The organism is Terrirubrum flagellatum, assembly GCF_022059845.1.
Taxonomy (GTDB): domain Bacteria; phylum Pseudomonadota; class Alphaproteobacteria; order Rhizobiales; family Beijerinckiaceae; genus Terrirubrum; species Terrirubrum flagellatum.
Genome location: NZ_CP091851.1, coordinates 2,516,877 through 2,543,377 on the forward strand (window position 1 = coordinate 2,516,877; position 26,501 = coordinate 2,543,377).

A 26,501-nucleotide genomic window follows, 5' to 3' on the forward strand; every position below is an offset into this window, starting at 1 on the left:
GATCCCTCAACGAAACAGTTCGGCACGCATCAGTGCTGGCTGGCGGGGAATGCGGGGCGCGAACCCCATCCGGTCCAGGATATCGGTCTGGATGTTCACTCCCGGCGCGACTTCCTCGAGCACAACGCCATCGTCGGTGAGACGAAAGACAGCGCGCTCGGTTACAAACAGCGCCTCGTGGCCAAGCTTGAGCGCCTGTTTTCCCGAATAGGTGACCTGTTCGACCTTGGCGACAAGCTTGCGAACAGCACCTTGCCGAACGATCCGGAGCCGCCCGTCCCCGATTTCGATCTGCCCACCTTTGGCGTCAAACGTTCCGCAGAAGATGACGCGCTTGGCATTTTGCGCGATGTCCATGAAGCCACCCGGCCCTACGGTGAGCCCGCCAAGCTTCGAGACATTCACGTCGCCGTTCTGATCAAGCTCGCCAAAGCCGAGAAACGCCGTGTCGAGCCCACCTCCCGAATAGAAATCAAACTGGGAGGGACCATCGATCATCGCCGAAGGGCTGCGCGCAAAGCCAAAAAGCATGCCCACGAGCAACGACCCGCCATAGGTTCCATGCTCGATCGTCTGATAGAACCGGCCGACCTCACCCCGCTCCGCCATCATCTTGGCGACGCCCTCGCCGATGCCAACGCCAAAATTGATGACGTCGCCTTCGCGCAGTTCGTGGTACGCGCGCTCGGCAATCAGCGAACGGATGTTGGCTGGTTCTGGCGGATCGAGGACGATGGGCCCGCGCAATTCCCCCGAGATCAGCGGATCGTAGGGCAGCTCATAGCTCATCTGCTGCTCGGGATCGACCACAACCGCATCGACGATTGCGCCCGGAATTCGAACGGAACGCGCCGGCAGCGAATTGAGGTCAACCGCTGTGCGCACCTGCGCGATCACGATCCCGCCGGAATTATGCGCAGCGAGCGCCGCCGCAAAAATATCGACGTTCGCCGCCTCCTGATCAAGGCTGATATTGCCGTCGGGATCACCGAATGATCCGCGTATGATCGCAACATTGATCGGAAACGATTTGTACCAAAGGAGCTCGCGGCCCCCGATCGTCACCACTTCCACAAGGTCTTCTCGCGCCGAAGCGTTCATCTTCCCGCCGAGCTGGCGCGGGTCCACGAACGTTCCAAGGCCAACGTGGGTGAAGAGCCCCGGTCGTTTGCCGGCGATCTCACGGTAGAGCTGCATGACGCAGCCGCTTGGTAGAACATAGGCCTCGATTTTTTCATCGCGCGCCATTTCTTGCATCTTTGGCGACCACACCCAGTGACCGCCGATCACGCGCTTGACCAAGCCTTCATGGGCGAAATGGTTCATGCCCTCAGCTCTCTTGTCACCGATCCCGAGCGCGTGGACAACCGTGAGGTCGCGCGGCGCGCGGGTTGTGAGAAAGCGGCGCGAAACGGCGCGAAAGAGATGCGTCGGCTCGACGAGCCCACCGCCGCCGCCAATCAGGGCAACCGTGTCCCCATCCTTGATGAGTCCGATGGCCTGATCGGCCGACATAAATTTATTGCGCATTGCCACTGCTCACTCCCCACTGGAGGGTTCGGGGCGGCGGGGAACCATAAGACGATGCTCCCCTTCCTGCACAATCTCGTCGTTCTGGTTGAGCAGCTGCATGTCGATAAACAGAATCCCCATTCCGGGCATGCTCTTAGAAATCCGAGCGTCCCGGATTGTGAACTTGACCTGCAGCGTATCGCCGATCCTGATCGGCCGTTTGAAGTTCCAGCTCCATCCCAGCGCGATGCCGTCGCGAAAGAACGCAGATTGAACTTTCAAACCGTCGGTAAGCGATAGGCCCATCAGGCCGTGGGCGATTCGCCCGCCAAATTCAGTGGTGCGCGCGTAAACCTCATCGAGATGGACCGGCGAGAAGTCTCCTGCAACCCCGGCGTAGGCCAGAATATGGCCTTCTGTTACCGTCACGCGCGGGGTGCGCTGTTCATCGCCTATTTTAATGTCGTCGAAAAAATTTCCGGGAAGCATCAGGGCGCCTTTTGCGGGAGGGCGGATACGGAGCGAAGGTGCGAAGCTACTGCTAATGCAGGATCTGGCTGAGAAAACTGCGTGTACGTTCGTTCGCGGGGTTGCTGAAGAAGGCCTCCGGCGGCGCTTCTTCAACGATTTCGCCGCGATCCATGAAGATCACCCGGTCCGCGACTTGCCGCGCGAAGCCCATCTCGTGCGTAACGCAGAGCATTGTCATGCCGTCATGCGCGAGCCCAATCATGGTATCGAGCACTTCTTTGACCATTTCGGGATCAAGCGCCGATGTCGGTTCGTCAAACAGCATAATCTTGGGCGTCATGCAGAGCGCGCGAGCAATCGCGACACGCTGCTGCTGGCCGCCAGAAAGCTGCGCGGGATACTTGCCTGCTTGGTCGGGTATGCGCACGCGATTGAGAAACGTCATCGCCGTCTCTCCCGCGTCGCGACGGCTCGCCCGGCGAACCTTCATCGGCGCGAGGATGCAATTCTCAAGGATCGTTAGATGTGGGAACAGGTTGAATTGCTGAAACACCATCCCGACTTCGGCGCGCACAGCATCAATGCTCTTCTGCCCTGCGCCCAGATCGAAGCCATCGACAACCAGTTGGCCCTCTTGATAGGGCTCGAGACTATTGATGCAGCGAATAAGCGTCGACTTTCCTGAGCCAGACGGACCGCAAATTACAATCCGCTCGCCTGCACGGACACGAAGATCAATGTTCTTGAGCGCTTGGAAACCACCGAACCACTTCTGCACCTTCGCCATCTCGATGATGAACGCAGGCTGTACTTTTTCGGAGCGCGGCGAAGAGACGCTTTGAGGGGACATTGGCGAACTCGATCGACTGAGGGCGCGGCGGACGGCAAGCGCCGCCCGCCGCGTGGAAGGTCACTGCACCATTGAGACGGGGAGAGCGCCTTCGCCCTCACCGGTATCGGGCATCTTTCCGAGCTCTCCGCCGATCCACTTCTTGTAGAGTGCAGGCAGCTCGCCGCTCGCGAGCTTTCGCGCAACAAACTCGCTCAGATAGGTCGCCCATTCGCGTGATTGCGGACGCACCGCAAAAGCATTGTAGGCGCGCGCGACGATGAACTTTTCCTCGTATTTTCCGGGCCCGACAACCTGCGCGATGTTGGGGACTTGCGTTGCCGCGCCGCCAATCATGTCGACTTGTCCGGCGATCAGCGCCTGAACGGTGCCGGCATCATCATCGAAGCGCTGAATGATCGCGCCCGCAGGCGCGGCCTTGGTAATTGCAATATCTTGTGGTGTGCCGCGCGGCACACCTACACGGACACCGTTTAATTCGTTCCACCCTTTGATGTTCGCCGATGTTTTGCCGATGTAGATCGTATCGTTTGTCGTGTAGGGGCGCGAAAACAGCACGACTTTCTGCCGGTCTGCGAAAATTCCCATCACTGCCGCGAGCACATCGACCTGTCCCGTAAGGAGCGCGGCCACACGGTTGCTGGACGTTACGGGTGTGACTTCGAGTTTGACCCCAAGGTCTTTTGCCAGCATCTCGCCAAGTTCGATGTCGAACCCGGTGAGCTTGTTGGAAGAATCGGAGAATCCCCACGGCACTTGCGCAACCTGTGAGCCAATCTTCAATACGCCGCCCTTCTTGATTGCATCCACGGTCTGTGCAGATGCGGTCTGGATGGGAGCCGCAATGGCGCATGCCAACGCGGCAGCTGCGGCGGCAATTCGAAACTTCATAAAACGCATATGTCTTCCTCCTTGGTTATGATGGTTTTAGGTTTTGACGGCGAAGCGACGCTCAAAACTCGCGCTGAGCCTTGAGAGCGGAAAGCAGAGGATGAAATAGATAATTGCCGCGAGGCCGTAAGCGAGGAGCGGCTTGTAGGTCGTGCTCGCGATAATCTGGGCAGAGCGGGAGAGCTCAACGAACCCGATGATCGCAGCGAGGGACGTTCCCTTGATGAGCTGGACAAGAAAGCCGACCGTCGGCGCCATGCACAACCGGGCGCCTTGCGGAACGACGACGTGGATCATCCGATGCGTATAACCGAGGCCCAGCGCAATTGCGGCTTCGGTTTGTCCCTTGGGCACAGCTTGGATTCCACCGCGCCAGATTTCACCGAGGAACGCACTCGCGTGAAGGGTAAGGCCGATCGTCACCGCGACCCACGCGTTCACGCGCAGGCCAAAGACGGGCAAGCCGTAGAAGACAAGGAAGAGCTGCATAAGCAGGGGCGTTCCCTGAAAGAAGTCGATGTAAAGACCAGCGGCGCGGCGGAGTGGCGCAAGGTCGGAGGTGCGCATCAGGGCGACCGCAAGCCCGACGAGGCCGCCACCGATAAAAGCGATCAGCGATAGAACGACCGTCGACTGAATTCCGGAGAGGATCGCGAGCGCTTCGCTAACACCAAATGAGCGGATCATGGCGCGCCTACTTCACCGGATACGAGAAATAGGTGCGGTCGATCGCCTTGAAGAGAAAGGCGAATGCGATCGACATAGCAAGGTAAAGAGCGGTCGCGATGATATAAATCTCGAAACTCCGAAACGTCACCGTATCAATCGATTGCGCAATCGCCGTGAGTTCCTCCGCCGAGATTGACGACACGATGCTTGTTGTGAGCAGCGCGAGAATGAATTGGCCGGAAAGAGCGGGATAGATGATGCGTAGCGCCGGCTTGAGTACGACGTAGCGAAATATCTGCATGCGCGCGAGGCCAAGCGCTGTGCCAGCTTCGAATTGACCACGCGGGATGGCGTCGATGCCGCCACGAATGACTTCTGCGGCAAACGCTCCGCAATTGAGACTGAGCGCGACAATCGCGGCGCTCCACGGCTGGAGGCTAAGACCGAGCGTTGGCAATCCGAAAAAGATGAAAAACGCTTGCACCAGAAAAGGCGTGTTGCGGATAAGCTCGATATAGGCTTCGGCGGCAAGCCGCAGCGGTCGCGACGAACTTTTCTTCGCAAGCGCGGTGAGAATTCCAATGACAAGGCCAATCGCAATCGCGCAGCTCGCAAGCAGGATCGTCAGTCCGCAGCCGCGCAAAAATTGCAGCCAGTAGGGAGCAAGCACGGCGAAGTCGAACTGATAGGTCATTTTCTCCCCTTCGCACCGCGGCTTGTTTCCGCCGCTTGTGCAATCCTCTAAGAAATCCTGAAGAAGCGTCTGTAGAGTTCGAGCTGTTGCTCGAGCATGTGAATGCCCGGATGAGTGGTCAGCCCTGCATCCCGAGCTGCCTTGAGGAGCGCGGTTTCGGCGGGTGTCATGATGATATCGGCGATGACGGAATTGCGCGGCGCTTGGCTTGGATCGAAGGGAATTGGATCGCTTGTTGCAAGGCCGAGCGGCGTAGCGTTGATCGCGATTGTCGCATCGACGATGGCGGGAGTTGCAGTTGCTTGCGCTCGGCCCGGCCACATATGTCCGAGGCGCGCCGCAAGGTCATCCATTCGCTGGTCGGCGGTGTCGGTTATATAAAGTTTCGCCGCACCGGCATTCAGGAGCGCAAAGGCGAGAGAAACGCCCGCACCGCCCGCCCCAACTAGCGCGACAGTTCTCCCGGCGACCGTGTGCCCAGCAGCAAGCAGGCCCGCGACAAATCCTTCGCCATCGAAATTTTCCGCTACCCATGACCCGTCCGCTTCGCGTCGCAATACATTCGCTGATTGCGCTCGGGCCGCGTTAGGCTCGAGCCGGTCGACAAGGTCACAAACCGCAAATTTATGAGGCACAGTTACGAGAATCCCGTCGAGATTGGCGATTGCTTTCAGCCCCTCGACGACAGTGTTGAGATGCGCCGGCGACGCTTTGACCGGGACGAGCACCGCATCGGCCCTGTGCTCGCTAAACATCCGGTTCATCAAGCTTGGAGCCTTCACCTGCTCCACGGGATACCCGACCACCGCAAACAGGCGCGTCGCGCCGGTAGGACACGGGATTTGGGACGCGTCGGTCTCCACGCGGTGTGTCTCCGGTTGCTCGGCCGAGCCGATCAGAAGCCCGCCGCCACGCAAGCTTCAAAAATGGAATGCATTCCAATACGGATTGTATTCCAGTCTTGTCAACGGCTGACAGCACATTCCATTTGGAATAGTGTCCCAGTTGGAGGCAGTGATGGACCGTGCCCTCGGCATTGTGGAATTCTTGGCGGGCCGCGCCGGCGGGGCGGCGCTGGCGGAAATCTCCGACGCGCTGGCTATTCCCCGGAGCGCGACCCACCGGTTGCTCGCTGACCTGCGCGATGAAGGCCTTGTTCGCCAAGAATACGATGGCGGCGCTTATCGCCTGACAGCAAAGATTGTGTCGTACGGCCTTAGCTATCTCACCGCCGCCGGGGCCACGGAGCATGTGCTTCCGCTGATCGACGAGTTGGCGGAAGCGACCGGTGAGCTTGTTGTTCTCGCGGCTGTGGACGGAGACAGGCTTTTGCGCATTGCCAAGGCTCAAGGGGCCAAGCGGGGTCTCCTCTACAATCCGGATGAAGGATCGGAGGTTTATTTGCCGGCCACCTCAAACGGCCATGCGTGGCTTTCTTGCTTAAGTGAAGAGAGAGCGCTTCAGCTGGTTGCGCGTCAGGGATTCGACCGCGACGGCTATGGGCCCAATGCGCCAAAGACGATCAAGGAGCTTGTCGCCATCCTGCGTGCCGCGCGAAAGCAGGGCTATGCGAAAATCTTCGAGACGTACGAGGCCGGCACGTCGGCGGTCGCGACGCCGATCATTCCCCCCACACGCCGTACGCCAATTGGGACGATCAGCGTCGCCGGCCCCTCCTTTCGAATGACCGACGCACAGCTGGAGCAAATCGCGCCAACTCTGATCGAGACCGCCCGGAAAGTCGCCAGCGTCGGCTCGGCGCTACCGATCTTTTTCGGCGCCATGAGCGGATCACACCATGTCTAGCCGATTGCGCTCTATCGCCATTGTTGAACTCCTCGCGCAATATCCGACCGGTTTGGCGGCCCAGGCAATATCTGCGCGGCTGAGCATCCCGCTCGCTGCGACAGAGCGGTTGCTGCAAGAGCTGGTGCAAAGCGACTATGTGAAGCTAACAGCGGACGACCAGTCCTACGCCCTTCGGCTCAAGCTCGCAGCCATCGGCCTCGCTTTTCTGGGCGCAAGCGGCATCACCGATCTTGTGCAGCCAATTCTGGACGATCTCGCTAAGCGATCCGGCGAACTTGTGCGCCTTGCGATCCGCGAAGGCCACCGCCTTAGGTGGGTTGCCAAGGCGCAGGGCTCGCATACGGGCCTTATGTATAATCCTGACGTGAGCGCGCCGGTCAACCTAACTACAACAGCGAATGGTCAAGCTTGGCTTGCCTGTTTGACGGAACGGGAGATTCTTGACCTGCTCGACCGTCAGCCGGATGCGCTTGCGCACGACCAAGCTGCGCGCGGCAAGCTTATGCATGAACTCACAATTGCGCGTGAACGCGGTTTTGCCTTCGTCTCAGAGCGATATCAGACCGGGATGTCGGCGATTGCGGCGCCAATCCGTAAAAAGGATGGAGCGGCGCCGATGGGCACGGTGAGTATCGCCGGACCAACTATCCGCATGAACGACGCCCGCGTGGAGGAAATGGCCAGCTGGCTGATTGGAACGGCGGGCGAATTGGCCGCCGCTTCGGCGGCGTCGCCACTCTTTGCCGGTCAGTAACCGCGCCCGCACCGACCATCACATGCTCAACTTCGCAACCGATCTTAGATCGTCTGCCGTGGTAGAAGGAAAGCCAAAAAACTCCAGATACGCCGGTATCTGCTCAAAAAGCATATCCGTTCCAACTTGTGTAGAACATCCGCGTTCGCGTGCCGCCGCGAGGAAGGCTGTCACCTCTCGCTTCATGACCACCTCACCGACGAACGTGGTCGCGGCGATGCGCGAGACATCTACCGGAAGCGGATCGCCGTCACGCATGCCAAGCGGCGTAGCGTTAACGACAATGTCGAATCCGGCCGGGTCGTTCAATCCGGTTTTGATTTGGAGTGCTGGATAGTGCGCCAAAAGACGCGCCCCGAGCCCATTCGCAACGGCCCCCTCAGCATCAAAAAGTCCTAGCATCGAAGCGCCTGCCTGGGCCAATGAGGCGGCAATGGCTGAGCCAACGCCGCCTGAACCAACGACCAACGCCCGGCGACCTTGAATGGCGTGGCCCTTTCGTAGCATTCCACGAACAAAGCCCTCTCCGTCAAACATCTCGCCTATCAAACGCCCGTCCCCATCGCGCCGGATAGCGTTGCACGAACCAGCAATAGCAGCCACAGGAGACAGAGTGTCGACTATCGCCGCTGTCGTGACTTTATGCGGCATCGTGACAAGAGCGCCGTGCGAATTTGACAAGCGAAAAAAGAGCTTCATGAATTCAGGGTAGTCCTCGCTACGGCAGCCTAGCGGCACAACGACCGCATCGATGGCTTCCCGTTCGAAGTAAGGGTTGTAAATCATTGGCGCACGAAAGCTTTCCGTTGGAAAGCCCAGATGTCCGATAATCTTCGTCGTCCCGCTAATCACGATTGGCCCCTTAGCTGAGCCCGATGCCTGGAAGCCGGATTTGCTGACCTGTTCGCGCCGATCGCTCCACCGCGTCGATGACTTGCAGCGTGGCAAGACCCTCGCGCCCAGAGGCGATAGGCTGCGCGCCATTCCTGATCACATCGCAAAAATGCCGAACCTGAAGGCTAAGCGGATCTTCCGGGGTGAAGGGAACCCTTTCGCGCTGCAGGGGCTCAAGCCAGCTACGGACGTCACGATTGCTCCAGACTTCCAACTGCGGGATCGAAAGCGAGCCATGCGTGCCGCCGATCTGATAGCACGACTGATCTTGGCGCGGGTAAGCCGGATTCTCGCCGGTCGTTTGCTCCCAGCTCCAAGGTCCAACGACACTGTCTGAAACGTTGACCGTCCCGAGGACGCCACTGGCAAACTGGAGCAGGATGACCGCGGTCTCTTCTACCGCATGTCCCCTTACCGCATTCGAACTTGCTGCGTTAACGGCAACAACTTCGCCGCAGAGATATCGAAACAAGTCGATGTCATGGATGAGATTGAGGAGGATCGGACCTGCGCCCTTCTCTCGCCGCCAAGCTATATCGAAGTAGTCATCAGGCTTCATCAGCCAGAACTGGCCGTGTAGGGTGAGAACGCGCCCTAACCACCCTGCATCGAGAATTTCTTTCGCTTTCGCGATCATCGGATTGTAACGCCGGTGATGCCCAACCAGCAGCGGAACATGTTTGGCGTCAGCGGTTCGTACGAGCTTTTCCGCACCGGCGAGATCGTCAGCGAGCGGCTTTTCCACGATCGCCGGGATCCCCACGTCGATCACTTCCAGCCCGTTCACAACGTGCATCTGATTGGGCGTTGCGATGATGACCCCTTCCGGCCGATCATCACGGATCATATCGGCGATGCTTCGATGCCATTTTGCGCCGAGCCGCGCCGCCAAATCGCGACCAACATCGGAAGGGTCAACCACGACCGACAGGACAGCCGCGTCTTCCCGTGCAACGTGCTCCGCGTGGCGCTTGCCGATCAAGCCCGCGCCAACGACTGCCAACCGTACCGGTGACTTGTTCGTCATGATTAGTTCGCCTTTTCGTCGAGCAATTTCGCCACGCGGCGTAGCGCGAGTTGATATCCCTGCGTGCCAAACCCGGCGATAACGCCGTCCGCCCGCAACGAGACATACGAATGATGCCGGAACGCTTCGCGCTTATGGACATTCGAAATATGGCACTCAATCACCGTGCCTTCGAACGTATTGAGCGCATCAAGAATGGCGACCGATGTATGCGTAAACGCGGCCGGGTTGATGACAATACCGGCCGCGCTTTCACGCGCTTCGTGAATCCAGTCGATTACCTCGTATTCCCGATTTGACTGATGAAAACGGAGCTCGAGTCGAAGCTCCTGCGCGATGCGCCGGCAGTCAGCTTCGACATCGGCCAACGTTTCATGGCCATAAATATGAGGTTGGCGTTGGCCGAGCAGGTTCAGATTGGGACCATTCAGGACAAAGACAAGACGGGTCATTTGGCTTTCTCAAAAGGCACGGTGGATAGGAAGCTAGCGGCGCTACCACGCGACGATAACGACTGCGTGGCGGGCATTCGGCGAGGTCAAACCCTCTTCTCATCAATGAGCATTCGCATCGCATCAATGGCGATCTCGTAGCCACTCGCGCCGAGGCCCGCCATCACTGCGGTTGCCGTACGCGAGACGAGTGAACGATGGTAGATCTCCTCGCGCTTATGGACATTGCTGATATGAAGTTCGATCTTCGGGCCATCGAACATCTTCAGGGCATCGAGAAGCGCGATCGACGTAAACGTTAAGCCTGCAGGATTGATGATAATCCCCGCAGCGACCTTCCGCGCCTCGTGAATGCTTTCAATCAGAGCGCCCTCGAAGTTCGTCTGCCGGAATTCGACTTTGAGGCCACGTTGTTCCGCGCGAACGCGGCAACGCTCGTTGATCTCCGCCAGCGTTGTTGAGCCGTAGATGTGCGGCTCGCGTTCGCCCAAGAGATTCAGGTTGGGGCCGTTGAGCACAAAAATAAGTGGCGCTTGCATCTGATCGGCTCTCATGTCTGGCTGTAGGTGAAACCGAAGCTCCGTCAGTGGCGAAGGATCTCACCAAGAAAGGTTCGCGCACGCGCGTGCTGCGGATTGCGAAAGAACGTATCTGGCTCCGCCGCCTCAAGAATTTCACCATCGGCCATGAAAATTACGCGGTCGGCTACTTGCCTTGCGAAACCCATTTCGTGCGTGACACACACCATCGTCATGCCATCTCGCGCGAGCCCAATCATCGTATCGAGCACCTCTTTCACCATCTCAGGGTCGAGGGCCGATGTGGGCTCATCAAACAGCATGACCTTTGGCTCCATGCAAAGCGCACGCGCGATCGCAACGCGTTGCTGCTGGCCGCCAGAGAGCTGCGCTGGATATTTATTCGCCTGTTCACCAATTCGAACGCGTTCAAGATACTTGCGAGCGGACGCTTCAGCATCCGCTTTGCTCATACGGCGCACGCGCATCGGCGCGAGGGTGCAGTTTTGTAGAACGGTCATATGCGGAAAGAGGTTGAAGCTCTGGAAAACCATGCCAACTTCCCGGCGTACGGCGTCAACCGCTGCAGCGCTATCGTCGAGCGCGGTGCCATCCACGACGATGCGGCCCTTCTGAACGGTCTCGAGATGGTTGATACAGCGAATTAGAGTGGACTTTCCGGATCCCGAAGGTCCGCAAAGAACGATCTTCTCGCCTTTGCGGACCTTAAGGTTCACGCTTTTGAGAGCATGGAAGCCGCCATACCACTTGTCGACGTCCTGCATCGAAATCAGGTCTTGCGTCGTGTTCTGCGCCACGGCCATAGCTTTGCTCCCGCTCGTTTTCTTAGCTTGCGACGAAGCTGACGCCGTCGACTTTGTCGGGCATCGGCGGCTGCGCAGCCTGCATCCACTTGTCAGTAATCTTCTTGAGGTCACCGCTCGCCTTTATCTTGTCGATGAACGCGTTAAGCGATGCATTGATTTCCTTCTCGCCGAGACGAGTGCAGGCACCGTTGTAAATGCTTGTGAACACGAGCTTCTCTTCGTAGACGCCCGGCTTCGCCTCTTCGAAACGGCGCATGTAGAAGATATTGCCGCCCACCGCCTGCGCCTGACCGGAGAGGACTGCCTGAATTGAGGCCGCATCGTTGTCGAAGCGGAGAATGTTGGTGCCGGGCGGCGCGTATTTTGTAACTTCAGAATCTTGCGTCGCGGCGCGCGCGACAGCGATCGAAACCTTTGCCATATCGGCATTCGTCTTGATCTCGACATTCTTCGGCGCGACCAAAACGATCTGGTTTGCGACGTATGGCTTGCTGTACTGCACCGCCTTGGCGCGTTCGGGAAGCATCGCCATGGTGGCAAACAGCACGTCAACCCGGCCGGAGGTTAGCGCGGGAATTCGGTTGGCAACCTCAAGCGGCATAAATTGCGCCTGAACGCCAAGTTCTTTCGCATAGAGCTCGCCGATATCAGCATCAAGGCCTTCTTGTTTTCCCGTGCTGTTGACAAAGCCCCACGGCGGATTGTCGCCTTGAATGCCGATAATAACCTTGCCGCGCTTTTTGATCTCATCAGGCGTGATGGCGAATGCCTGTCCCGTAATGAGCGCCGGCATGGCAACGCATGCGGCTGCGGCCGAGGCGATAACTGAGCGCCGGCTTGGTTTATTCACTTTCTCCATAAGCTTTTCTCCCATTCACATGCTAGCCGCGAGATCATCGCGTCGGTGCGGCGAGCCGACGTTCGAGCCAGGAACCGAGCAGCGACAACGGCCAGCAGAGGACGAAGTACATCGCGCCGACGATTCCGAAGACGAGTAGTGGTTTGAAAGTTTGGTTTGAAACGATGTTGCCGGACCGCGTAAGCTCCGCGAAGCCTACGATCGATGCGAGGGACGTTCCCTTGATAAGCTGGACAAGAAAGCCAACGGTCGCCGGCAATGAAATGCGGATAGCCTGCGGCAGAATGACATCCTTCATACGCGAGACGTAGCTGAGACTAAGCGCCCGGGCGGCTTCGGTTTGCCCCCGCGGGATCGCCTCGATCGAGCCGCGCCAGATATCGCCGAGAAAGGCGCTTGCATTTAGCGTGAAGCCAATCGCGACAGCCTGCCACGCTTCAAGATCAAGCCCGACGAGCGCAAGCGCGTAGTACACGACGAAGAGCTGCATCAGCAGCGGCGTGCCTTGAAAGAGGCTGATGTAGCTACCAGTTGCGCGTTCAAGCCATTTTATTTCAGATGTGCGCGCGAGCGCGACAGCTAAGCCGGCGACGCCGCCACCGACAAATCCGATGGCCGACAAAATGACCGTCCACCGAAGGCCTTTAAGAAGGAAGAGGAGTTCGGGCTCGCCCATCGTCAACTCCTACTTCACGGGATAGCTAAAATAGCGCCATGAGATGAGTGAGAAGAACTTCATCATCATCCATGACATGAGGAGGTAGAGGATCGTGATCGTTCCGTAGACTTCAAAGCTTCGGAAGGACGCGTTCTCGATCAGTTTAGCAACCGAGGTGAGCTCATACGCTGCGATCGCGGATGCGATACTCGTAGTGAGCGTGAGCATAATGAATTGGCCAGTTAGCGAGGGAAAGACTGCGCGCATCGCGGGCCGGAGCACGATGAATCGAAAGACGTCTCGCTTATGAAGACCAAGCGCTAAGCCCGCTTCTACCTGACCCCTATGAATTGATTGCACGCCGCCGCGAATGATTTCGATCGCATAAGCGCCGCCGTTGAGCCCCAGCGCAATAATTGCCGTTGGCGTGGGGCTAAGGCGAATACCAACGAGCGGGAGAGCGAAAAACACGAAGTAAATCTGGACAAGAAACGGCGTGTTGCGAATGAGCTCAACAAACGTTTTAATAAGCCAGCGCGCGGGTACGAAGCTGGCATCCCGCAGGATGACGCCGCCGATCCCGATGACCAGCGCAAGCGCCATGCCGGTTATCGCAAGCAGAAGCGTTCCCAGACAGCCCCACAAGAGCTCCGGCATGCCTTCGATGACAGGCGAAAAGTCGACCTTATAATTCATCGCCCCCTCCGGAAACGGTCGCCCTTCTTTGTGGGTCGATCCGCGCAGCCGCGTCTGTTGACAATGTCTCAGCTTTTCTAAGCGGCGCCGGGCGAGCTGATCGCCTGTTGCGCTTGAATCTCTCGCATCGCCGCGTCAAAAACGCGCTTTGCGTGTTCGCGCGGCGGCGCGCCATTATTTGGAACTTCGACTGAAAGCGTTGCATGCCGCGGTGTCTGAGCGAGAAGAACGTGCAAGGGCAGCCTACCCTCTCCCGGTAGCAGCCGGCCGCCACGCGCTTCAGCGATGAGCGCTGCATTGTCGGGCGGCCGCACAGCGGGCGCATCGCATAATTGGACGTGTTGAATCAGCGTCGGCGCAACCCGTTTTAGTTCGGCCGGCGACGCACCTGATCGCGTGAGATGCAGGGCGTCGATGAGCAGGCCAATATTATGCTGCTGCACAGCGCTCGCCACCCGAAGCGCGGTGCTCAAAGATCCGACACTACGCCATGGCATGATCTCGATATCGACAGCGATCGCTGCCTGTGCGGCGCGCTCGCAGAGCTTGGAGAGGTTCAGGGCGAGGCGTTCTTCGACGGCGTCATCGCCGCATACGCTCAGGCGCTTGGCGCCCAATTCAGCCGCCGCATCCAGCGCGGCCTCGATGTTTTCAAGCGAAAACGTTGCGTCGACGACGGCGAACTCGATGTCGTAGACACTAAGTCCTGTCGACGTAAGCGCGTTCTTGAGCGCTCGCATGTCGGAGCTTCCGGGCGGGACAGTATAGTAAGGCGCGCTGGGAAATGCCGGGACGAGCCGTAGGCCAACGCGCGCGTACCCTGCGTCATGGGCGACATGGACAAATTCGACCGGCGGCACGTCGATGCAGGTGAAGTGCGCAATACCGAGCGCGATGTGATTGCTCGTCATGGCGCGATCTTGTCCGCGAGGTGCCGCGCGAGGTTGGTTCCGGTGCGGTGAATATGTTCGCGAAGGCGCTCGCACGCGAAATCGGGATCGCGCGCGACGGCGCCTTGTGCGATTTCGCTGTGTTCCATGGTCACATTTCGATCGCCCGAGGTGCGCACTAGAAAGCTGCGACGGTAGCGGTCGTTGAGGTTGAGGAGCGTATTGCAGAATCCGAGCAGCAGCGGCATTTGGCAGCCCTGCAAGAGAGTTAGATGGAACTCGCTATGCAGCGCCTCCCAGCGCTCTAACGTGGCCGGATCGGCTGGATTGCGCTCTGCTCGGTTGAGCTGATGCAGCGCGCGCATGACATCACGCTCCCACTCCGGCGGCGCGAGTGCGATGGCTTGGCGCAGGGCCAATGTCTCGAATTCCTCGCGCAGAAGCGTGATCTCGCGCAAATTCGATACTGAAACGGCAGCAACGCGGTATCCCCGATTATCCTCGAACGTCACGAGGCCGTCGGGGATAAGCCGCGCAAGCGCCTCCCGAAGGGGGCTCAGCGAGATGCTGAACGTCTCACGGGCGCGGTGGAGGTTGATCTTGGCGCCCGGCTCCAGTTGGCCTGAGACGATGGCTTCGCGTAGCCGATCAGCAAGTTGGCTGGCGATGGTGTACTTGCCGTCGTCAATCAAAGCCGACTGCCATGAGTCGCCCGCCCCTTCGACGCCTTCGTCCGCTTCCGCGTCCAAAGTTGCCGCCCTTGGCCTGCCGGTGTCGTTTGGTGAGGTCAAGACAACTGCCCCCAATCTCCGCGGGCGTCTTAAATAAACGATTATTCACTGTCAACTTATCGGGCATCTGGTCGCTAAAAATGCTAAACATTCATAAAATCAATATGATAGCATAAGAAAGGATCAGAACTTTGCCTACCACGTTGACATATGATCGATTATTTTGAATAAGCGCGCATCTGGTCAGCGGGAGCGTCCATGGTCATCGAGCGTCAGCAGGACGTCACACCGGCGGTACTCAGCGTCATGCAGCGCACGCACGACCCACGTCTTCGCGAGATCATGAGCTCGCTCATCACGCATCTGCATGGCTTCGTGCGGGACGTCCGGTTGACCGAAGCGGAATTCCGCGAGGCAACCGCAATTCTCAATGAAATTGGCGCACTCGCGTCTGACAGCCACAACGAATTTGTGCTTATGGCAGGCTCGCTCGGCGTGTCGTCTCTCGTATGCCTTTTGAACAACGGCGATCGCGGAAATACGGAAACGTCCCAGTCGCTTCTTGGTCCTTTTTGGCGGTTGAATTCGCCGCGCGTTCCCAATGGCGGAAGCATTGTCCGATCCGATACACCGGGGAATCCATTATTTGTGAATGCGCGGGTTGTTGATCACGGCGGCCAGCCGATCGCAGGCGCTGACGTTGATATCTGGCATTCCTCCCCGGTCGGTCTTTACGAAAACCAAGATCCCGAGCAGGCGGAGATGAACCTGAGAGGTAAATTTACGACCGACGCTGAGGGACGGTTCTGGTTTCAATCTGTGATGATGGCGGGCTACCCAATCCCGACAGACGGCGTCGTCGGTAGATTGCTAAAAGCGCAGGGGCGGCACCCTATGCGGCCAGCGCACCTTCACGGGCTCATTTTTAAGCCCGGCTTCAAGGTGCTTATTTCTCAAGTCTACGATCCAAATGATCCGAACATCGACACTGATGTCCAGTTTGGCGTGACGAAAGCGCTACTTGGCGATTTTGTGCGGCACGACGAGCCGCATCCGACAGCGCCAGGCGTAGAAACGCCGTGGTACTCCCTCGACTATACCTACGTCATGGAAGCCGGCGAAGCGGTTCTCCCAAAACCGCCGATCAAGTGATGAATTGAGTGATTGGAAGGACTGGCTGTGCTGACGGAAGATGATCGCAAACGAGGCGCCGAAGCAATTCTGAAGGCAGAGCGCGAGCGCGTCCCCTGCGTGCAACTCTCCAAAATGTTTCCGAACATGGAACTTGCCGACGCCTACCGCGTACAAGATTTATGGGCAGAAGCGCGTATCGCGAAGGGCGCGCGCGTCGTTGGACACAAGATCGGTCTGACGTCGCGCGCCATGCAAATGGCATCGAAAATCACTGAGCCTGACTACGGCCGCATTCTTGATGATGCGCTCTATAACGATGGTGCGCAGATCAAAACCGAGAATTTCATTAAGCCGCGCCTTGAAGTCGAGCTCGCCTTCGTCATGGGGGAAGATCTTCAAGGCCCCGGGTGCCGCGTCCACGACGTGATGCGCGCCACTGAATTTGTGACACCGGCGCTAGAGATCATCGACTACCGCACGGAGGTACCGCGCGCGATCGTCGACACAATTGCAGACAACGCCGCATTCGGGGCGATCGTCGTTGGCGGCCGCACGGTGCGACCCTTCGATGTCGATGTTCGTTGGATTGGCGCGACACTCTCGCAGAATGGCATCATTGAAGAGTCAGGCGTCTCGGCTGCGATCATGGGCCATCCCGCTGCAGGCATCGCTTGGCTTGTCAATAAACTGTCGGGCGTCGACGCGATGCTGAAAAAAGGCCAAATTGTCCTTGGCGGTTCGTTCACGCGTCCGGTCGACATCAAAAAAGGCGACGTGATTCATGCGGATTATGGGCCGCTTGGCGCAATTGGCGTCTCGTTTGTCTGAGACGCACCATGGATCTTCCGATCAATCGTTTTAAAAAAGCGCTATTCGAGAGCCGGCAACAAATCGGCCTTTGGTGCAGCCTGCCGGGGAGTTATGCGGCTGAGGCGGTCGCGGGCGCCGGCTTTGACTGGCTGCTATTCGACACCGAGCATTCGCCCGGCGACCCGCTTACGGTTCTCGCACAGCTACAGGCTGTCGCCGCTTACGATGTCTCCGCGGTGGTTCGCCCGGCAAGCAACGATGCTGTCCTCATCAAACGATTCCTTGATCTTGGCGCGCAAACACTGCTCATTCCCTACGTGCAGGACGCAAGCGAGGCGCGCGCAGCTGTTGCTGCGACGCGTTATCCACCCAGCGGTATTCGCGGCGTTTCTGGACTGACGCGCGCCACGCGGTTCGGTCGCGTAGCCGGATACGGAAAACGCGCAGCCGACGAGCTTTGCTTGCTGGTCCAAGTAGAAACGCGTGAAGCTTTGAACCAAGTCGAAGCGATTGCGGCTGTTGACGGCGTCGATGGTGTTTTCATCGGCCCCGCTGATCTTGCAGCCAGCCTTGGCCACATCGGCGAAGCAAGCCATCCTGAGGTCGTCGCGGCTGTCGAGCAAGCTGTTCGCCGGCTGCGCGCAATCGGAAAGCCAGCCGGAATCTTGACGCCCGACGGAGCCTTTGCAAAGCGCTGCATCGAACTCGGTACGATTTTCACCGCAGTTGCAATCGATGCCGGTATACTTGCCCGGGGTGCCGAAACGAGCGCACGTCAGTTCAAAGCGGTCTAACGGCAATACGGCAACGCTCCGCTCGCGCACGATCGGGGCATACAAGCTTACTGGCACTTCCGAGGCCCGTGCGAGGGTCGCGGCCGTGTCTCGCGGCCGAGGAGCTATCTATGGCATTCAATTTTGTCACCGAGCCCCTGGCTGACGAGGCGAAGCGGGCATTGGCGCCTTCGGGAACCCTGCGCGCAGGCATCAATCTCTCAAACTCGCTGTTGGTCTCCGGAAAAACGCCGGATGGGAGCCCAGCTGGCGTCTCTCCTGATCTCGCGCGCGCCATAGCGGAAAGTTTGAATCTGCCGGTCAAGCTTGTCACGTATCAGTCGCCGGGCCTCCTCGCTGATGCAGCATCAAAGGACGAATGGGATATCGCACTGATCGGTGCAGAGCCGCAGCGAGCCGAGACGATCCGTTTCACGCCTGCGTATTCGCAGATTGAGGCCAGCTTTCTTGTGCAGCCCAATTCAGCGATCAAGACGATTGGCGAGGTAGACAAGATCGGCACTCGGGTCGCCGTGAAAGATAGGACAGCGTACTGTCTTTGGCTCGAGCGCAACATTAAATATGCGGCGTTGGTCTTGTTTGACGGTTTTGAGAGCAGCTTTTCGAGCTTCCTGGACGACAAATTAGATGCGCTCGCCGGGCTGCGTCCTAAACTTCTCGAAGATCAGAAGCTGGTCCCCGGATCAAAAATTCTCGAAGGACGCTTCACGGCCGTCCAGCAAGCGGTCGGAGTTCCGAAAGCAAAGGCGGCCGCGATCGGACACTTGAGCAAGTTAATTGATCTTGCCCGGACGAACGGTTTTGTCGCCGATTTAATCCGCAAATACGGCGTGCAAGGTCTGAGCGTCCCGGAAGCTTGATGGGCGTGTGACCGCCTGCAGCATTCAAAACGTGCGGAGCGAGGCCCGGGAGACAAGGCTGGGCTAGAACCTGTCGGCGCGACCTCCTGCTTGAACAACCTGACGTGCTAGCGATTTCGGCGAAGTCGGCTAGCCGCGCTTCGACACGGTGCGGACGAGATTGTCGCCCAAGGCTTTGCGAATTTCCCGAACCGACTGGGTCAGCGAATCCTCGGTGACATAGACGTTCGGCGAGACGACATCCATGACATCCGCTTTTGGAACGACCCTCCCGGAATTGCGGGCAAGGTGCAGCAGCAGCGCATGCGACTTCGGCCTGAGGAACGCGGATTCGTCTCCCCGGCGAAGAAGTCCCTCGCCAAGATCAAGGGTGAAGCCCCCAAACCGACAAATCTGCTCGGCCCTGGTGCTCGACATCGCTCCGCAGTCCCCGCACGGAGAGGTCCTGTCTCTTCGCAGGGTAGCGGAGAAAAGACTCATTGTCTGCCCGAACCAGCAATGAAACCACCCTCCCCGCGGCAGAGCGCCTGCCGTAGCGGCTTCGGCGCGCCCGCCCCGCGGCGACGCCTCGAACAATGCCTTACTCTCTCGCCGAGCGCGAACAATGATTGATCCGACCTTGTCGGATTTTATGGCGGGTGCGCGCTCGCCTAGATCGTGGCTGCAGTTTCTCCGGCTTCCTCCCAGCCGGAGGCGCGCCGAATGAGCTCCGATAGCCAATTCGGTGCGACTTGGGTCCGCCGCCTCGCGGCGGACCTTTTCTTTTCAAAGTTCTATGTGGCGAGGATTCCGGCTCCATCGCGCAAGCACCCCGGCAAAATTCGCATTCCTCCGCAAAACCAAGCTTCTGTTCTGCGACCCGAAATTATTGCGTGACCTTTTCGGCCAACTTTTTTGGCGGTCGCGTGCGTCCATCTCGCGCGCGCAACTTCAGCAACGACGATGAGCCTCAACGCCGCTCACCCGGCGGAGCACGCAAATCGACCTTACACACCAACTCGCGTTACCAGATGAGATTTTCTGCCAGGCACCGCTTCCATTAGCTCACGTGTATATTGATGCGCGGGGTGCGAAAAAATTGTCTTTGTCTCGCCCATCTCGACAATCTCGCCCTGGCGCATCACGGCGATTCTGTCGCAGATCTGCGCTGCAACGCGCAGGTCATGGGTGATGAACAAGATCGCGAGATTGAACTTGCGGCGGACATCGTCGAGAAGCTCAAGCACTTGCTTCTGCACGGACATATCGAGCGCCGACACCGCTTCATCAGCCACGAGCAATTGTGGCTCCATCATCAACGCGCGCGCGATGCAGAGCCGCTGTCTCTGCCCTCCGGAGAATTCATGCGGATAGCGATCGAGCGACTGCGCACTCAGACCGACGAGAGGAGCTACCTCGCGCGCCTTCGCGAGCGCCGTAGAGCGGGCCATCCCGAAGTTCAGCGGCCCCTCGGTCAGCGAATCGCCAACGCGTAGGCGTGGATTGAGCGATCTACTCGGGTCCTGGAACACGATCTGGATTTGCTTGCGAAACGGCTGCAAGTGAGCGCCGGTCAAGCCTGCGATGTCCGTGTCATTGATGTGGATTGCGCCGGTGCTTGGCTCGATCAGACGCGCGATGACGCGCGCAAGCGTCGACTTCCCTGATCCGGATTCGCCGACGACGCCCAAGGTTTCGCCACGCGCGAGCGTTAGGTTCGACGCCTTTAGCGCCTCGACCCGGCGCCCTTTCCCAAACCATCCCCCGCCGTATGATTTTGCGATATTTTCGGCGCAGACGATTTTCTCGCGCTGTGGCGCTGGCGGCCGCTCAGGCGGCGTGAATGAAGGAATAGCCGCGATGAGAGCCGCGGTATACGGATGGGCGGGACTGTACAAAACTTGACTCGCCGGCCCCTGCTCGACGACCCGGCCCGACTGCATGACGACCACGCGGTCCGCGATGTCGGCGACGACTCCAATGTCATGAGTGATGAACAAGACGCCAGCCTGATGATTCTGACGCAGATCTTTGATCAGCTTCAGGATCTGCGCCTGCGTTGTGACGTCGAGCGCCGTGGTAGGCTCGTCGGCGATAAGGAGCGCCGGACCGAGCGCGAGCGCCATGGCGATCATCACGCGCTGCCGTTGGCCGCCGGAAAGCTGGTGCGGATAAGCGCGCGCGTGCTTCGCAGGATCGGGCAAGCGCATGCTCTCCATCAGCTCCAGCACGCGCTTGCGACTGCCGGCGCGCCGTCCATGGATCGTCATCACTTCCGCGATCTGATCGCCGACGCGCGCCATCGGATTGAGCGCCGTCATCGGCTCCTGAAAGATCATCGACATGCGCGCGCCGCGTAGCGCGCGCAGCCGGTCAGGGGCGGCGCCTACCAGCTCCTCGCCACAGAGCTTGATGGACCCGCTCACATTCTGGCGCAGCGTTTGCGGCAGGAGGCCCATAACGGCGAACGAGGTCACCGACTTGCCGGAGCCGGACTCGCCGACGACGCAAACGATCTCGCCTGCACCGACGGCGAATGTCGCATTCTCGATCGCATGCAGCCTGTCGGCGCCTGAGGGCAAACGGACGGACAGATTCGTTACTTCCAAGACTAGCGCGGCCATCACAAACCCTTCGCGAGGCGCGGATCGAGCATGTCGCGTAGGCCATCGCCCACAAGGTTAACTGACCAGACGGCAACCCCAAGAAAAATCGACGGGAAGAACACGCCCCAAGGCGCAATCTGAAACACGGCGCGATTCTCGGTGATCATGTTGCCCCAGCTTGGAATCTCCGGCGGCGTGCCGGCGCCGAGAAAGCTCAACATGGCCTCGGCCATAATAGCGGACGCAGCAACGTAGCTCCCGATCACGATCATCGGCGCGATCACGTTGCGCAGCACATGGCGCGCGAGAATGCGCGGCGTTGACGTTCCGAGCGCGATCGCCGCCTCGATGTAAGGTTCTTCGCGAACAGTCAGCACGACGCTGCGAATGAGCCGGACCACCGCCGGTGTCTTCGGCAGCGCGATGGCAATGACAAGCGTGATCCAGGCGCCGCCGGACAGCACCATGAGGGCGATGCCGAGAAGAACGGCGGGAATGGCGTTGACGCCGTCCATGATCCGCATGATCAGCGCATCGAACGCGCGCACGTAACCTGCAATCATTCCGAGCGCAGCGCCGGCGAGGAGCGCCAGCACCGTCGTGGCGCTGGCCACGCTGAGCGAGATGCGCGCGCTGTAAATTGTGCGGCTGAAGATGTCGCGGCCAAGACGATCGGTGCCGAAAAGGTGATCGCCCGTTGGCGGCTTCATCCGCGCCAGCGGATCGAGCAGAGTCGGATCATGGCCCGTGATGAGGGGGGCGAAAATCGCCGCAACGACGAACAGCAAGAGGACGACCGCTCCGATCGCAGCGCCGGGCTGGCGGCCGATGCGTCGCAGCAGCGAAGGCGGAGCTATAACTCGCACTGGAGACAGAGAGGGCGCGACGCCAGCCGTCACAGTCGAACCCTTGGATCGAGAGCGGCGTAACACAAATCGATCACCAGATTGAGAACAACATAGAATCCGGCGAAGAGCAGCACGACGCCTTGCACGATCGGATAATCGCGCTTGAGAATCGCGTCGGCGACAAGACGCCCGACGCCAGGGATATTGAAGATGTTCTCGGTGACGACCACGCCGCCAAGCAACATCGAGAAGCTCACGCCAACCACGGTCAGAATCGGAACGGCCGCGTTGCGTAACGCGTGCTTGATCATGATGCGGCTGTGAGATGCGCCCTTCGCCTCCGCTGTGCGGATAAAATCGTCGTTCAGCAGTTCGACTATGGTAGCGCGCGTGATCCGCGCGATCAGCGCAAGATATACAACCGAGAGCGCGACCGCGGGAAGTACAAGGCTAGCGAGAAAGGGACCGACGCCCGCGGAAGGCGGCGAATAACCTTGCACGGGCAGCCAACGAAGTTTGAGGCCGAACAGCCAAATCAGGCCAAATGCGAAAATGAACAGCGGAATCGAAAAACCAGCCGACGCAATCGCCATGACGAGTTGATCTGGCCAGCGTCCCACTTTCCATGCTGCGAGCACGCCAAGCGGCACGCCGATCAAGACCGCGAGTGCGATGGTGGCAAGCGCCAGCGCGATGGTCGGACCTAGGCGTTGCAAGACGAGATCCATAACGGCGATGTTGGAGAAAAGTGACTGACCAAGATCGCCAGCGAGTACCCGTTTCAGCCAGCCAAAAAACTGAATCAGCAGCGATTGATCGAGGCCGAGATTACGTCGCACCGCTTCGATCTGTTCAGGCGTCGCCTGATCGCCGGCGAGAACGGTAGCAGGGTCGCCGGGGCTCAGCCGCAGAAGAAGAAAGATAAAGACGCCGACGACCAGCAGAACCGGGATGGTCGACGCCAGACGTCGGGCGAGAAAGGAGAACATGTCGGTTCGTCGGCCTTTCGTCACCGATCGATCGAGACGCCCCAGAAGGTGAAGAACGCGGCCTTGCGCACGCCCTTCACGACATCCCGGTAGCCTGTGGTGTAATTCATCTGGCCAAGCGGAATATAGGTCACGATTTCCAGAGACCGCGTCTGGACGGCGGCAGCCAATTCCTTGCGCTGGGCCGCCCCTGGCGCTTTGACGAACGCGTCCATGAGCCGTTCCGCTTCGCTGTCGCACGGCCAACCTGCCCAGGCCTTTTCGCAAGAGGCGGGCAAGAGCGGATTGGTTAGCGGCGAGGCGATGGCGACACCGGGGCCTGACGTGAAAAACAGGCTCCAGCCGCCCTGATCGAGCGGCGCGTCCTTGGCGCGTCTTTGCTGAAGGGTCGGCCAGTCCATCGCCTGCACCTCCACATTCATGCCAATCTGACGGAGGGTCTGCGCCGCCACCAGCGACGCCGTCGAGAAGATCGGATTGTCGGTCGGCTGCAAGATGACGACCTTCTGGCCGGCGTATCCACCTTTGATCAGAAGTTCGCGCGCCTTGGCTTTATCGCCCTTGGCGAGCAGCTGCGTTCCGACCTCCGTCGCATAGCCCGAACCACAGGTGAAAATGGAGTTGCAGAGTTGATAGCCGTCAGGCGCGCCGACAACCGCCTCCATATAAGTTTTCTGATCTTGGGCGATCTCGACCGCCTGGCGGACCTCCTGCTTGTCGAACGGTGGCATCTTGTGATTCATGCGAAGCATGAGCTGATCGCCATAGGTGCTCAGCGCCTCAATCTTCAGCTTCGGCGTTTCCTTGATCATGGGCAAAAGATCGAACGGCACGCGTTCAATCATGTCGATCTCGCCAGCGGCGAGCGCTGAAACCTGCGTCTGCGGATCTTTGATGATGATCCACTCGATGCGGTCGAGCTTGGGCGTCTTGCCTCCCGATAATCCAGACATTGGTTCCGGCCGCGACACATAGTCCGCGTTCTTTTCAAAAACGAGCTTCGCGCCGGGCTGCCACTCCTTGGCGACGAATTTGAACGGCCCGGAGCCGACAACTTCGTTGATCACCTTGCTGGGTGGCGTTTCAGCGATGCGCTTCGGCATTATAAACGGCACATAGACGTCCATCTGCGCCAGAGCGTCGATCGTCAGGCCGAAAGGCTCCTTGAGAACGAGCCGAAACGTCTTGTCGTCGATCGTCTCAAGCGAAACGGCGCGCGCCTTGATGCGCTGCCCCATCTGATCTTTCTGCCACCAGCGCAACAACGAAGCGACGCAGTCCTCCGCTTTGACCGGCGCGCCGTCATGCCATTTCAAGCCGTCCCTCAACGTGAAGGCGTAGGTCAGACCATCAGCGCTCAGATCGTAGGACTTCACCATCTGCGGCTGGGGCCGCATGTCGGCGTCCATCGCAAAGAGCGTGTCGAAGACGAGATAGCCAAAATTGCGCGTCACCGTTGTCGTATTAGACAGCGGATCGACGGACTGAACATCTGCCGAGGGCACAAATTTCAACGTTGAGGCCGCCAGAGCCGACGATGAGAAGCCAATGATCGCCGGCAGCAACGCGGCCACAGCCTTTCGTACGAATTCTCCGCACTCCATAGCGCCGCTCCCGTTCGTCGCTCAGTCCTGCTCACCCGATCGCTTACCTTGTACGATGTACAATAAGCTGACACAAGTCGATTGTATGGGCGCTGGTTGCTCCAATTTCAGGCTTCGAGATGTTGACAGCAGCGCTTGCGTCGTCTGCGGCCGTCAGGAAGGATTTTCGGGATGACTGACCTTTGCGATCTCTCCGCCGTCGATGCGCGCGCGCTGATAGGGGCGAAGCGCCTCTCGCCGGTCGAGCTTGTCGAAAGCTGCATCCGTCGCATCGAGGCTGTCGATCCCGCGATCAACGCCATGGTGGCGCGCGATTTCGACGGCGCGCGCGCGGCCGCGCGCCTGAGCGAGGCGCAGGTGATGAAGGGCGAAACGCTCGGGCCGCTGCATGGTCTGCCGCTCGGCGTGAAGGACCTGATCGACGCCAGCGGCCTGCCGACCACCTATGGCAGCCCGCTCTTCGCTGACAATGTTGCGACAGACGATACCGGCGCTGTGGCGTCGCTGCGCAGGGCGGGCGCGATCGTCATCGGCAAGACCAACACGCCGGAATGGGGCGCGGGCGCGAACACCCGCAACGTCGTCTATGGCGCGACCGGCAATCCCTTCGATCCCACGCGGTCGGCGGCGGGATCGTCAGGCGGCTCGGCGGCGGCGCTGGCGGCCGGCATGGTTCCGATCGCGACCGGCTCCGACACCGGCGGCTCGCTGCGCAATCCCGCCGGTTTCTGCGGCGTGGTCGGCTTCCGCCCGACGCCGGGGCTGGTGCCTGGCGAGAAGCGCGACATGGCCTGGATCCAGCTCTCGACGCTGGGTCCGATGGCGCGCACGGTCGCCGATGCCGCGCTCATGCTGTCGGCCATGGCCTCGCAGGATGCGCGCGATCCGCTGAGCCCGGCCATCTCAGGCGCGCCGCGCGATTTCTCGATGTACGCTTCGCTGCGTCCCGCTGACCTCTCGCGATTGCGCGTGGCGTCGACGCCGGATTTCGGCTTCGCGCCGACGGAAAAACTGATCGCGGACACGCTGAAGGAAAAAGTCGGCCTCTTCGGCTCGCTGTTTGCGAAACTCGACGAGGCGACGCCCGACTGTTCGGGCGCGGACGAAGCCTTCGAGGTGCTGCGCGCGGTTCTCTTCCTCGGCCGTCACCGCAAGCTCATGAATGAGCGGCCCGAGATGTTCGGCCCGAACGTGCGCGCGAATATCGAGGAAGGTCTTCGCTATTCTGCCGCCAATGTCGCCGACGCGTTTGCGTTGCAGACGGCGCTCTATCGCCGCTGGCAGGAGTTCTTCACGCGCTATGATATTCTGCTCGCGCCTTCCGTGACGATCAGCCCGCGCCCGTGGCGCGAGCTTTATCCCACCGAGATCGACGGCAAGCCGACGCGCACCTACTTCCATTGGCTGGCGCTGGCCTACGCCGTCACGCTCGCCGGCCATCCCACGCTGTCGCTGCCTGTCGGCCTCGACAAGGCCGGCATGCCGTTCGGATTGCAGATCATCGGCCCGCGCGGCGGCGATGCGCAGGTGCTGTCCGTCGCGCTGGCGCTGGAGCGTGAATTCGCCGGCGACAACAGGCTGGCGCGGCCCCTGCCATCGATTGAAAAACTCGCTGCGGCGCAGCCGATTTCGGCGATGGAGGGATTCAAGGATTTCGGCTGAGCCTAAATCGTGT

The 26,501-nt window shown here is 59.5% G+C and carries 29 protein-coding genes; 7 read left to right on the forward strand and 22 right to left on the reverse strand.

Annotated elements, in window-relative coordinates; all coding sequences use genetic code 11:
- Window positions 1-6: 6 nt before the first annotated feature.
- The 7 genes from L8F45_RS12215 to L8F45_RS12245 form a co-directional block, all read right to left on the reverse strand.
- Complete coding sequence (locus L8F45_RS12215) at window positions 7-1,530, reverse strand: acyl CoA:acetate/3-ketoacid CoA transferase (RefSeq protein WP_342363428.1); 1,524 nt, start codon at window positions 1,528-1,530, stop codon at window positions 7-9.
- Between the two features lie 9 nt (window positions 1,531-1,539).
- A complete protein-coding gene (locus tag L8F45_RS12220; protein WP_342363137.1) occupies window positions 1,540-2,001 on the reverse strand; it encodes a MaoC family dehydratase in 462 nt (153 codons plus the stop codon).
- Window positions 2,002-2,053: 52 nt separating this feature from the next.
- Window positions 2,054-2,770 (reverse strand): amino acid ABC transporter ATP-binding protein, encoded by a 717-nt coding sequence (locus L8F45_RS12225; RefSeq protein WP_342363429.1) that lies wholly within the window; start codon window positions 2,768-2,770, stop codon window positions 2,054-2,056.
- Between the two features lie 123 nt (window positions 2,771-2,893).
- Window positions 2,894-3,733: a transporter substrate-binding domain-containing protein gene (locus L8F45_RS12230; protein WP_342363138.1), complete on the reverse strand. Its 840-nt coding sequence runs from the start codon at window positions 3,731-3,733 to the stop codon at window positions 2,894-2,896.
- 27 nt (window positions 3,734-3,760) lie between these two features.
- Window positions 3,761-4,411 carry an amino acid ABC transporter permease gene (locus L8F45_RS12235; protein ID WP_342363139.1) on the reverse strand — a complete coding sequence of 217 codons (651 nt, stop codon included), beginning with the start codon at window positions 4,409-4,411 and terminating at the stop codon, window positions 3,761-3,763.
- Window positions 4,412-4,418: 7 nt separating this feature from the next.
- Window positions 4,419-5,087, reverse strand: coding sequence for an amino acid ABC transporter permease (locus tag L8F45_RS12240; protein WP_342363140.1), 669 nt, complete (start codon window positions 5,085-5,087; stop codon window positions 4,419-4,421).
- Between the two features lie 47 nt (window positions 5,088-5,134).
- Entirely contained in the window at window positions 5,135-5,878 is a 744-nt protein-coding gene (locus tag L8F45_RS12245) for a shikimate dehydrogenase family protein (protein WP_342363141.1), read from the reverse strand.
- 226 nt (window positions 5,879-6,104) lie between these two features.
- On the opposite strand from L8F45_RS12245, the gene L8F45_RS12250 reads away from it, so the two are divergent.
- Together L8F45_RS12250 and L8F45_RS12255 are read left to right on the forward strand one after the other, a co-directional pair.
- Window positions 6,105-6,893: an IclR family transcriptional regulator gene (locus tag L8F45_RS12250; protein ID WP_342363142.1), complete on the forward strand. Its 789-nt coding sequence runs from the start codon at window positions 6,105-6,107 to the stop codon at window positions 6,891-6,893.
- Window positions 6,886-7,650, forward strand: coding sequence for an IclR family transcriptional regulator (locus L8F45_RS12255; protein WP_342363143.1), 765 nt, complete (start codon window positions 6,886-6,888; stop codon window positions 7,648-7,650). The genes L8F45_RS12250 and L8F45_RS12255 overlap by 8 nt, the downstream gene beginning before the upstream one ends.
- 18 nt (window positions 7,651-7,668) lie before the next feature.
- On the opposite strand, the gene L8F45_RS12260 is transcribed toward L8F45_RS12255, so the two are convergent.
- The 10 genes from L8F45_RS12260 to L8F45_RS12305 all read right to left on the reverse strand — a co-directional run bounded on the left by L8F45_RS12260 (window position 7,669) and on the right by L8F45_RS12305 (window position 15,220).
- A complete protein-coding gene (locus tag L8F45_RS12260) occupies window positions 7,669-8,502 on the reverse strand; it encodes a shikimate dehydrogenase family protein (RefSeq protein WP_342363144.1) in 834 nt (277 codons plus the stop codon).
- 10 nt (window positions 8,503-8,512) lie between these two features.
- Complete coding sequence (locus L8F45_RS12265) at window positions 8,513-9,571, reverse strand: Gfo/Idh/MocA family protein (RefSeq protein WP_342363145.1); 1,059 nt, start codon at window positions 9,569-9,571, stop codon at window positions 8,513-8,515.
- Between the two features lie 2 nt (window positions 9,572-9,573).
- Window positions 9,574-10,023, reverse strand: coding sequence for a type II 3-dehydroquinate dehydratase (gene aroQ, locus L8F45_RS12270; protein ID WP_342363146.1), 450 nt, complete (start codon window positions 10,021-10,023; stop codon window positions 9,574-9,576).
- A gap of 86 nt (window positions 10,024-10,109) precedes the next feature.
- Window positions 10,110-10,562: a type II 3-dehydroquinate dehydratase gene (locus tag L8F45_RS12275; protein ID WP_342363147.1), complete on the reverse strand. Its 453-nt coding sequence runs from the start codon at window positions 10,560-10,562 to the stop codon at window positions 10,110-10,112.
- Window positions 10,563-10,606: 44 nt separating this feature from the next.
- Entirely contained in the window at window positions 10,607-11,365 is a 759-nt protein-coding gene (locus L8F45_RS12280; protein WP_342363148.1) for an amino acid ABC transporter ATP-binding protein, read from the reverse strand.
- 22 nt (window positions 11,366-11,387) lie between these two features.
- Entirely contained in the window at window positions 11,388-12,227 is an 840-nt protein-coding gene (locus L8F45_RS12285) for a transporter substrate-binding domain-containing protein (protein ID WP_342363149.1), read from the reverse strand.
- A gap of 34 nt (window positions 12,228-12,261) precedes the next feature.
- A complete protein-coding gene (locus L8F45_RS12290) occupies window positions 12,262-12,903 on the reverse strand; it encodes an amino acid ABC transporter permease (RefSeq protein ID WP_342363150.1) in 642 nt (213 codons plus the stop codon).
- A gap of 9 nt (window positions 12,904-12,912) precedes the next feature.
- Window positions 12,913-13,581, reverse strand: a complete 669-nt coding sequence (locus L8F45_RS12295; protein WP_342363151.1) for an amino acid ABC transporter permease — start codon at window positions 13,579-13,581, stop codon at window positions 12,913-12,915.
- A 77-nt stretch (window positions 13,582-13,658) separates the two neighbouring features.
- A complete protein-coding gene (locus L8F45_RS12300; RefSeq protein WP_342363430.1) occupies window positions 13,659-14,492 on the reverse strand; it encodes a sugar phosphate isomerase/epimerase family protein in 834 nt (277 codons plus the stop codon).
- Window positions 14,489-15,220, reverse strand: a complete 732-nt coding sequence (locus tag L8F45_RS12305; RefSeq protein WP_342363152.1) for a GntR family transcriptional regulator — start codon at window positions 15,218-15,220, stop codon at window positions 14,489-14,491. Before L8F45_RS12305 ends, L8F45_RS12300 begins: the two co-directional genes overlap by 4 nt.
- Before the next feature lie 240 nt (window positions 15,221-15,460).
- On the opposite strand from L8F45_RS12305, the gene L8F45_RS12310 reads away from it, so the two are divergent.
- From L8F45_RS12310 to L8F45_RS12325, 4 genes are all read left to right on the forward strand, one after another.
- Window positions 15,461-16,354: a dioxygenase family protein gene (locus tag L8F45_RS12310; RefSeq protein WP_342363153.1), complete on the forward strand. Its 894-nt coding sequence runs from the start codon at window positions 15,461-15,463 to the stop codon at window positions 16,352-16,354.
- Window positions 16,355-16,381: 27 nt separating this feature from the next.
- A complete protein-coding gene (gene hpaH / locus L8F45_RS12315) occupies window positions 16,382-17,164 on the forward strand; it encodes a 2-oxo-hept-4-ene-1,7-dioate hydratase (protein ID WP_342363431.1) in 783 nt (260 codons plus the stop codon).
- An 8-nt stretch (window positions 17,165-17,172) separates the two neighbouring features.
- Window positions 17,173-17,940: an aldolase/citrate lyase family protein gene (locus L8F45_RS12320; RefSeq protein ID WP_342363154.1), complete on the forward strand. Its 768-nt coding sequence runs from the start codon at window positions 17,173-17,175 to the stop codon at window positions 17,938-17,940.
- Between the two features lie 110 nt (window positions 17,941-18,050).
- Complete coding sequence (locus L8F45_RS12325; protein ID WP_342363155.1) at window positions 18,051-18,800, forward strand: transporter substrate-binding domain-containing protein; 750 nt, start codon at window positions 18,051-18,053, stop codon at window positions 18,798-18,800.
- Window positions 18,801-18,929: 129 nt separating this feature from the next.
- On the opposite strand, the gene L8F45_RS12330 is transcribed toward L8F45_RS12325, so the two are convergent.
- The 5 genes from L8F45_RS12330 to L8F45_RS12350 form a co-directional block, all read right to left on the reverse strand.
- Complete coding sequence (locus L8F45_RS12330) at window positions 18,930-19,217, reverse strand: winged helix-turn-helix domain-containing protein (RefSeq protein WP_342363156.1); 288 nt, start codon at window positions 19,215-19,217, stop codon at window positions 18,930-18,932.
- 569 nt (window positions 19,218-19,786) lie between these two features.
- Window positions 19,787-21,403, reverse strand: coding sequence for an ABC transporter ATP-binding protein (locus L8F45_RS12335; protein ID WP_342363157.1), 1,617 nt, complete (start codon window positions 21,401-21,403; stop codon window positions 19,787-19,789).
- Complete coding sequence (locus L8F45_RS12340) at window positions 21,403-22,284, reverse strand: ABC transporter permease (RefSeq protein ID WP_425330002.1); 882 nt, start codon at window positions 22,282-22,284, stop codon at window positions 21,403-21,405. The genes L8F45_RS12335 and L8F45_RS12340 overlap by 1 nt, the downstream gene beginning before the upstream one ends.
- The gene (locus L8F45_RS12345) at window positions 22,281-23,222 is read right to left on the reverse strand and encodes an ABC transporter permease (RefSeq protein ID WP_342363432.1); all 942 of its coding nucleotides are present in this window, start codon (window positions 23,220-23,222) and stop codon (window positions 22,281-22,283) included. The genes L8F45_RS12340 and L8F45_RS12345 overlap by 4 nt, the downstream gene beginning before the upstream one ends.
- A gap of 20 nt (window positions 23,223-23,242) precedes the next feature.
- Entirely contained in the window at window positions 23,243-24,676 is a 1,434-nt protein-coding gene (locus L8F45_RS12350) for an ABC transporter substrate-binding protein (protein ID WP_342363159.1), read from the reverse strand.
- A 321-nt stretch (window positions 24,677-24,997) separates the two neighbouring features.
- Here L8F45_RS12350 and L8F45_RS12355 point away from each other — a divergent pair, with 321 nt between their 5' ends.
- On the forward strand, window positions 24,998-26,488 hold the full coding sequence (locus L8F45_RS12355; protein ID WP_342363160.1) for an amidase: 1,491 nt from the start codon (window positions 24,998-25,000) through the stop codon (window positions 26,486-26,488).
- Window positions 26,489-26,501 lie beyond the last annotated feature (13 nt).

Excerpts from the sequence above, each read along its gene's own strand:
- L8F45_RS12320 (WP_342363154.1), top strand. The coding sequence starts at position 17,173 with ATGGATCTTCCGATCAATCGTTTTAAAAAAGCGCTATTCGAGAGCCGG.
- L8F45_RS12275 (WP_342363147.1), bottom strand. The coding sequence starts at position 10,562 with ATGCAAGCGCCACTTATTTTTGTGCTCAACGGCCCCAACCTGAATCTC.
- L8F45_RS12280 (WP_342363148.1), bottom strand. The coding sequence starts at position 11,365 with ATGGCCGTGGCGCAGAACACGACGCAAGACCTGATTTCGATGCAGGAC.
- L8F45_RS12300 (WP_342363430.1), bottom strand. The coding sequence starts at position 14,492 with ATGACGAGCAATCACATCGCGCTCGGTATTGCGCACTTCACCTGCATC.
- L8F45_RS12225 (WP_342363429.1), bottom strand. The coding sequence starts at position 2,770 with ATGGCGAAGGTGCAGAAGTGGTTCGGTGGTTTCCAAGCGCTCAAGAAC.
- L8F45_RS12355 (WP_342363160.1), top strand. The coding sequence starts at position 24,998 with ATGACTGACCTTTGCGATCTCTCCGCCGTCGATGCGCGCGCGCTGATA.
- L8F45_RS12220 (WP_342363137.1), bottom strand. The coding sequence starts at position 2,001 with ATGCTTCCCGGAAATTTTTTCGACGACATTAAAATAGGCGATGAACAG.
- L8F45_RS12230 (WP_342363138.1), bottom strand. The coding sequence starts at position 3,733 with ATGCGTTTTATGAAGTTTCGAATTGCCGCCGCAGCTGCCGCGTTGGCA.
- L8F45_RS12255 (WP_342363143.1), top strand. The coding sequence starts at position 6,886 with ATGTCTAGCCGATTGCGCTCTATCGCCATTGTTGAACTCCTCGCGCAA.
- L8F45_RS12250 (WP_342363142.1), top strand. The coding sequence starts at position 6,105 with ATGGACCGTGCCCTCGGCATTGTGGAATTCTTGGCGGGCCGCGCCGGC.
- L8F45_RS12330 (WP_342363156.1), bottom strand. The coding sequence starts at position 19,217 with ATGTCGAGCACCAGGGCCGAGCAGATTTGTCGGTTTGGGGGCTTCACC.
- L8F45_RS12265 (WP_342363145.1), bottom strand. The coding sequence starts at position 9,571 with ATGACGAACAAGTCACCGGTACGGTTGGCAGTCGTTGGCGCGGGCTTG.
- L8F45_RS12235 (WP_342363139.1), bottom strand. The coding sequence starts at position 4,411 with ATGATCCGCTCATTTGGTGTTAGCGAAGCGCTCGCGATCCTCTCCGGA.
- L8F45_RS12310 (WP_342363153.1), top strand. The coding sequence starts at position 15,461 with ATGGTCATCGAGCGTCAGCAGGACGTCACACCGGCGGTACTCAGCGTC.
- L8F45_RS12215 (WP_342363428.1), bottom strand. The coding sequence starts at position 1,530 with ATGCGCAATAAATTTATGTCGGCCGATCAGGCCATCGGACTCATCAAG.
- L8F45_RS12325 (WP_342363155.1), top strand. The coding sequence starts at position 18,051 with ATGGCATTCAATTTTGTCACCGAGCCCCTGGCTGACGAGGCGAAGCGG.
- L8F45_RS12285 (WP_342363149.1), bottom strand. The coding sequence starts at position 12,227 with ATGGAGAAAGTGAATAAACCAAGCCGGCGCTCAGTTATCGCCTCGGCC.
- L8F45_RS12295 (WP_342363151.1), bottom strand. The coding sequence starts at position 13,581 with ATGAATTATAAGGTCGACTTTTCGCCTGTCATCGAAGGCATGCCGGAG.
- L8F45_RS12240 (WP_342363140.1), bottom strand. The coding sequence starts at position 5,087 with ATGACCTATCAGTTCGACTTCGCCGTGCTTGCTCCCTACTGGCTGCAA.
- L8F45_RS12345 (WP_342363432.1), bottom strand. The coding sequence starts at position 23,222 with ATGTTCTCCTTTCTCGCCCGACGTCTGGCGTCGACCATCCCGGTTCTG.
- aroQ (WP_342363146.1), bottom strand. The coding sequence starts at position 10,023 with ATGACCCGTCTTGTCTTTGTCCTGAATGGTCCCAATCTGAACCTGCTC.
- L8F45_RS12290 (WP_342363150.1), bottom strand. The coding sequence starts at position 12,903 with ATGGGCGAGCCCGAACTCCTCTTCCTTCTTAAAGGCCTTCGGTGGACG.
- L8F45_RS12335 (WP_342363157.1), bottom strand. The coding sequence starts at position 21,403 with ATGGCCGCGCTAGTCTTGGAAGTAACGAATCTGTCCGTCCGTTTGCCC.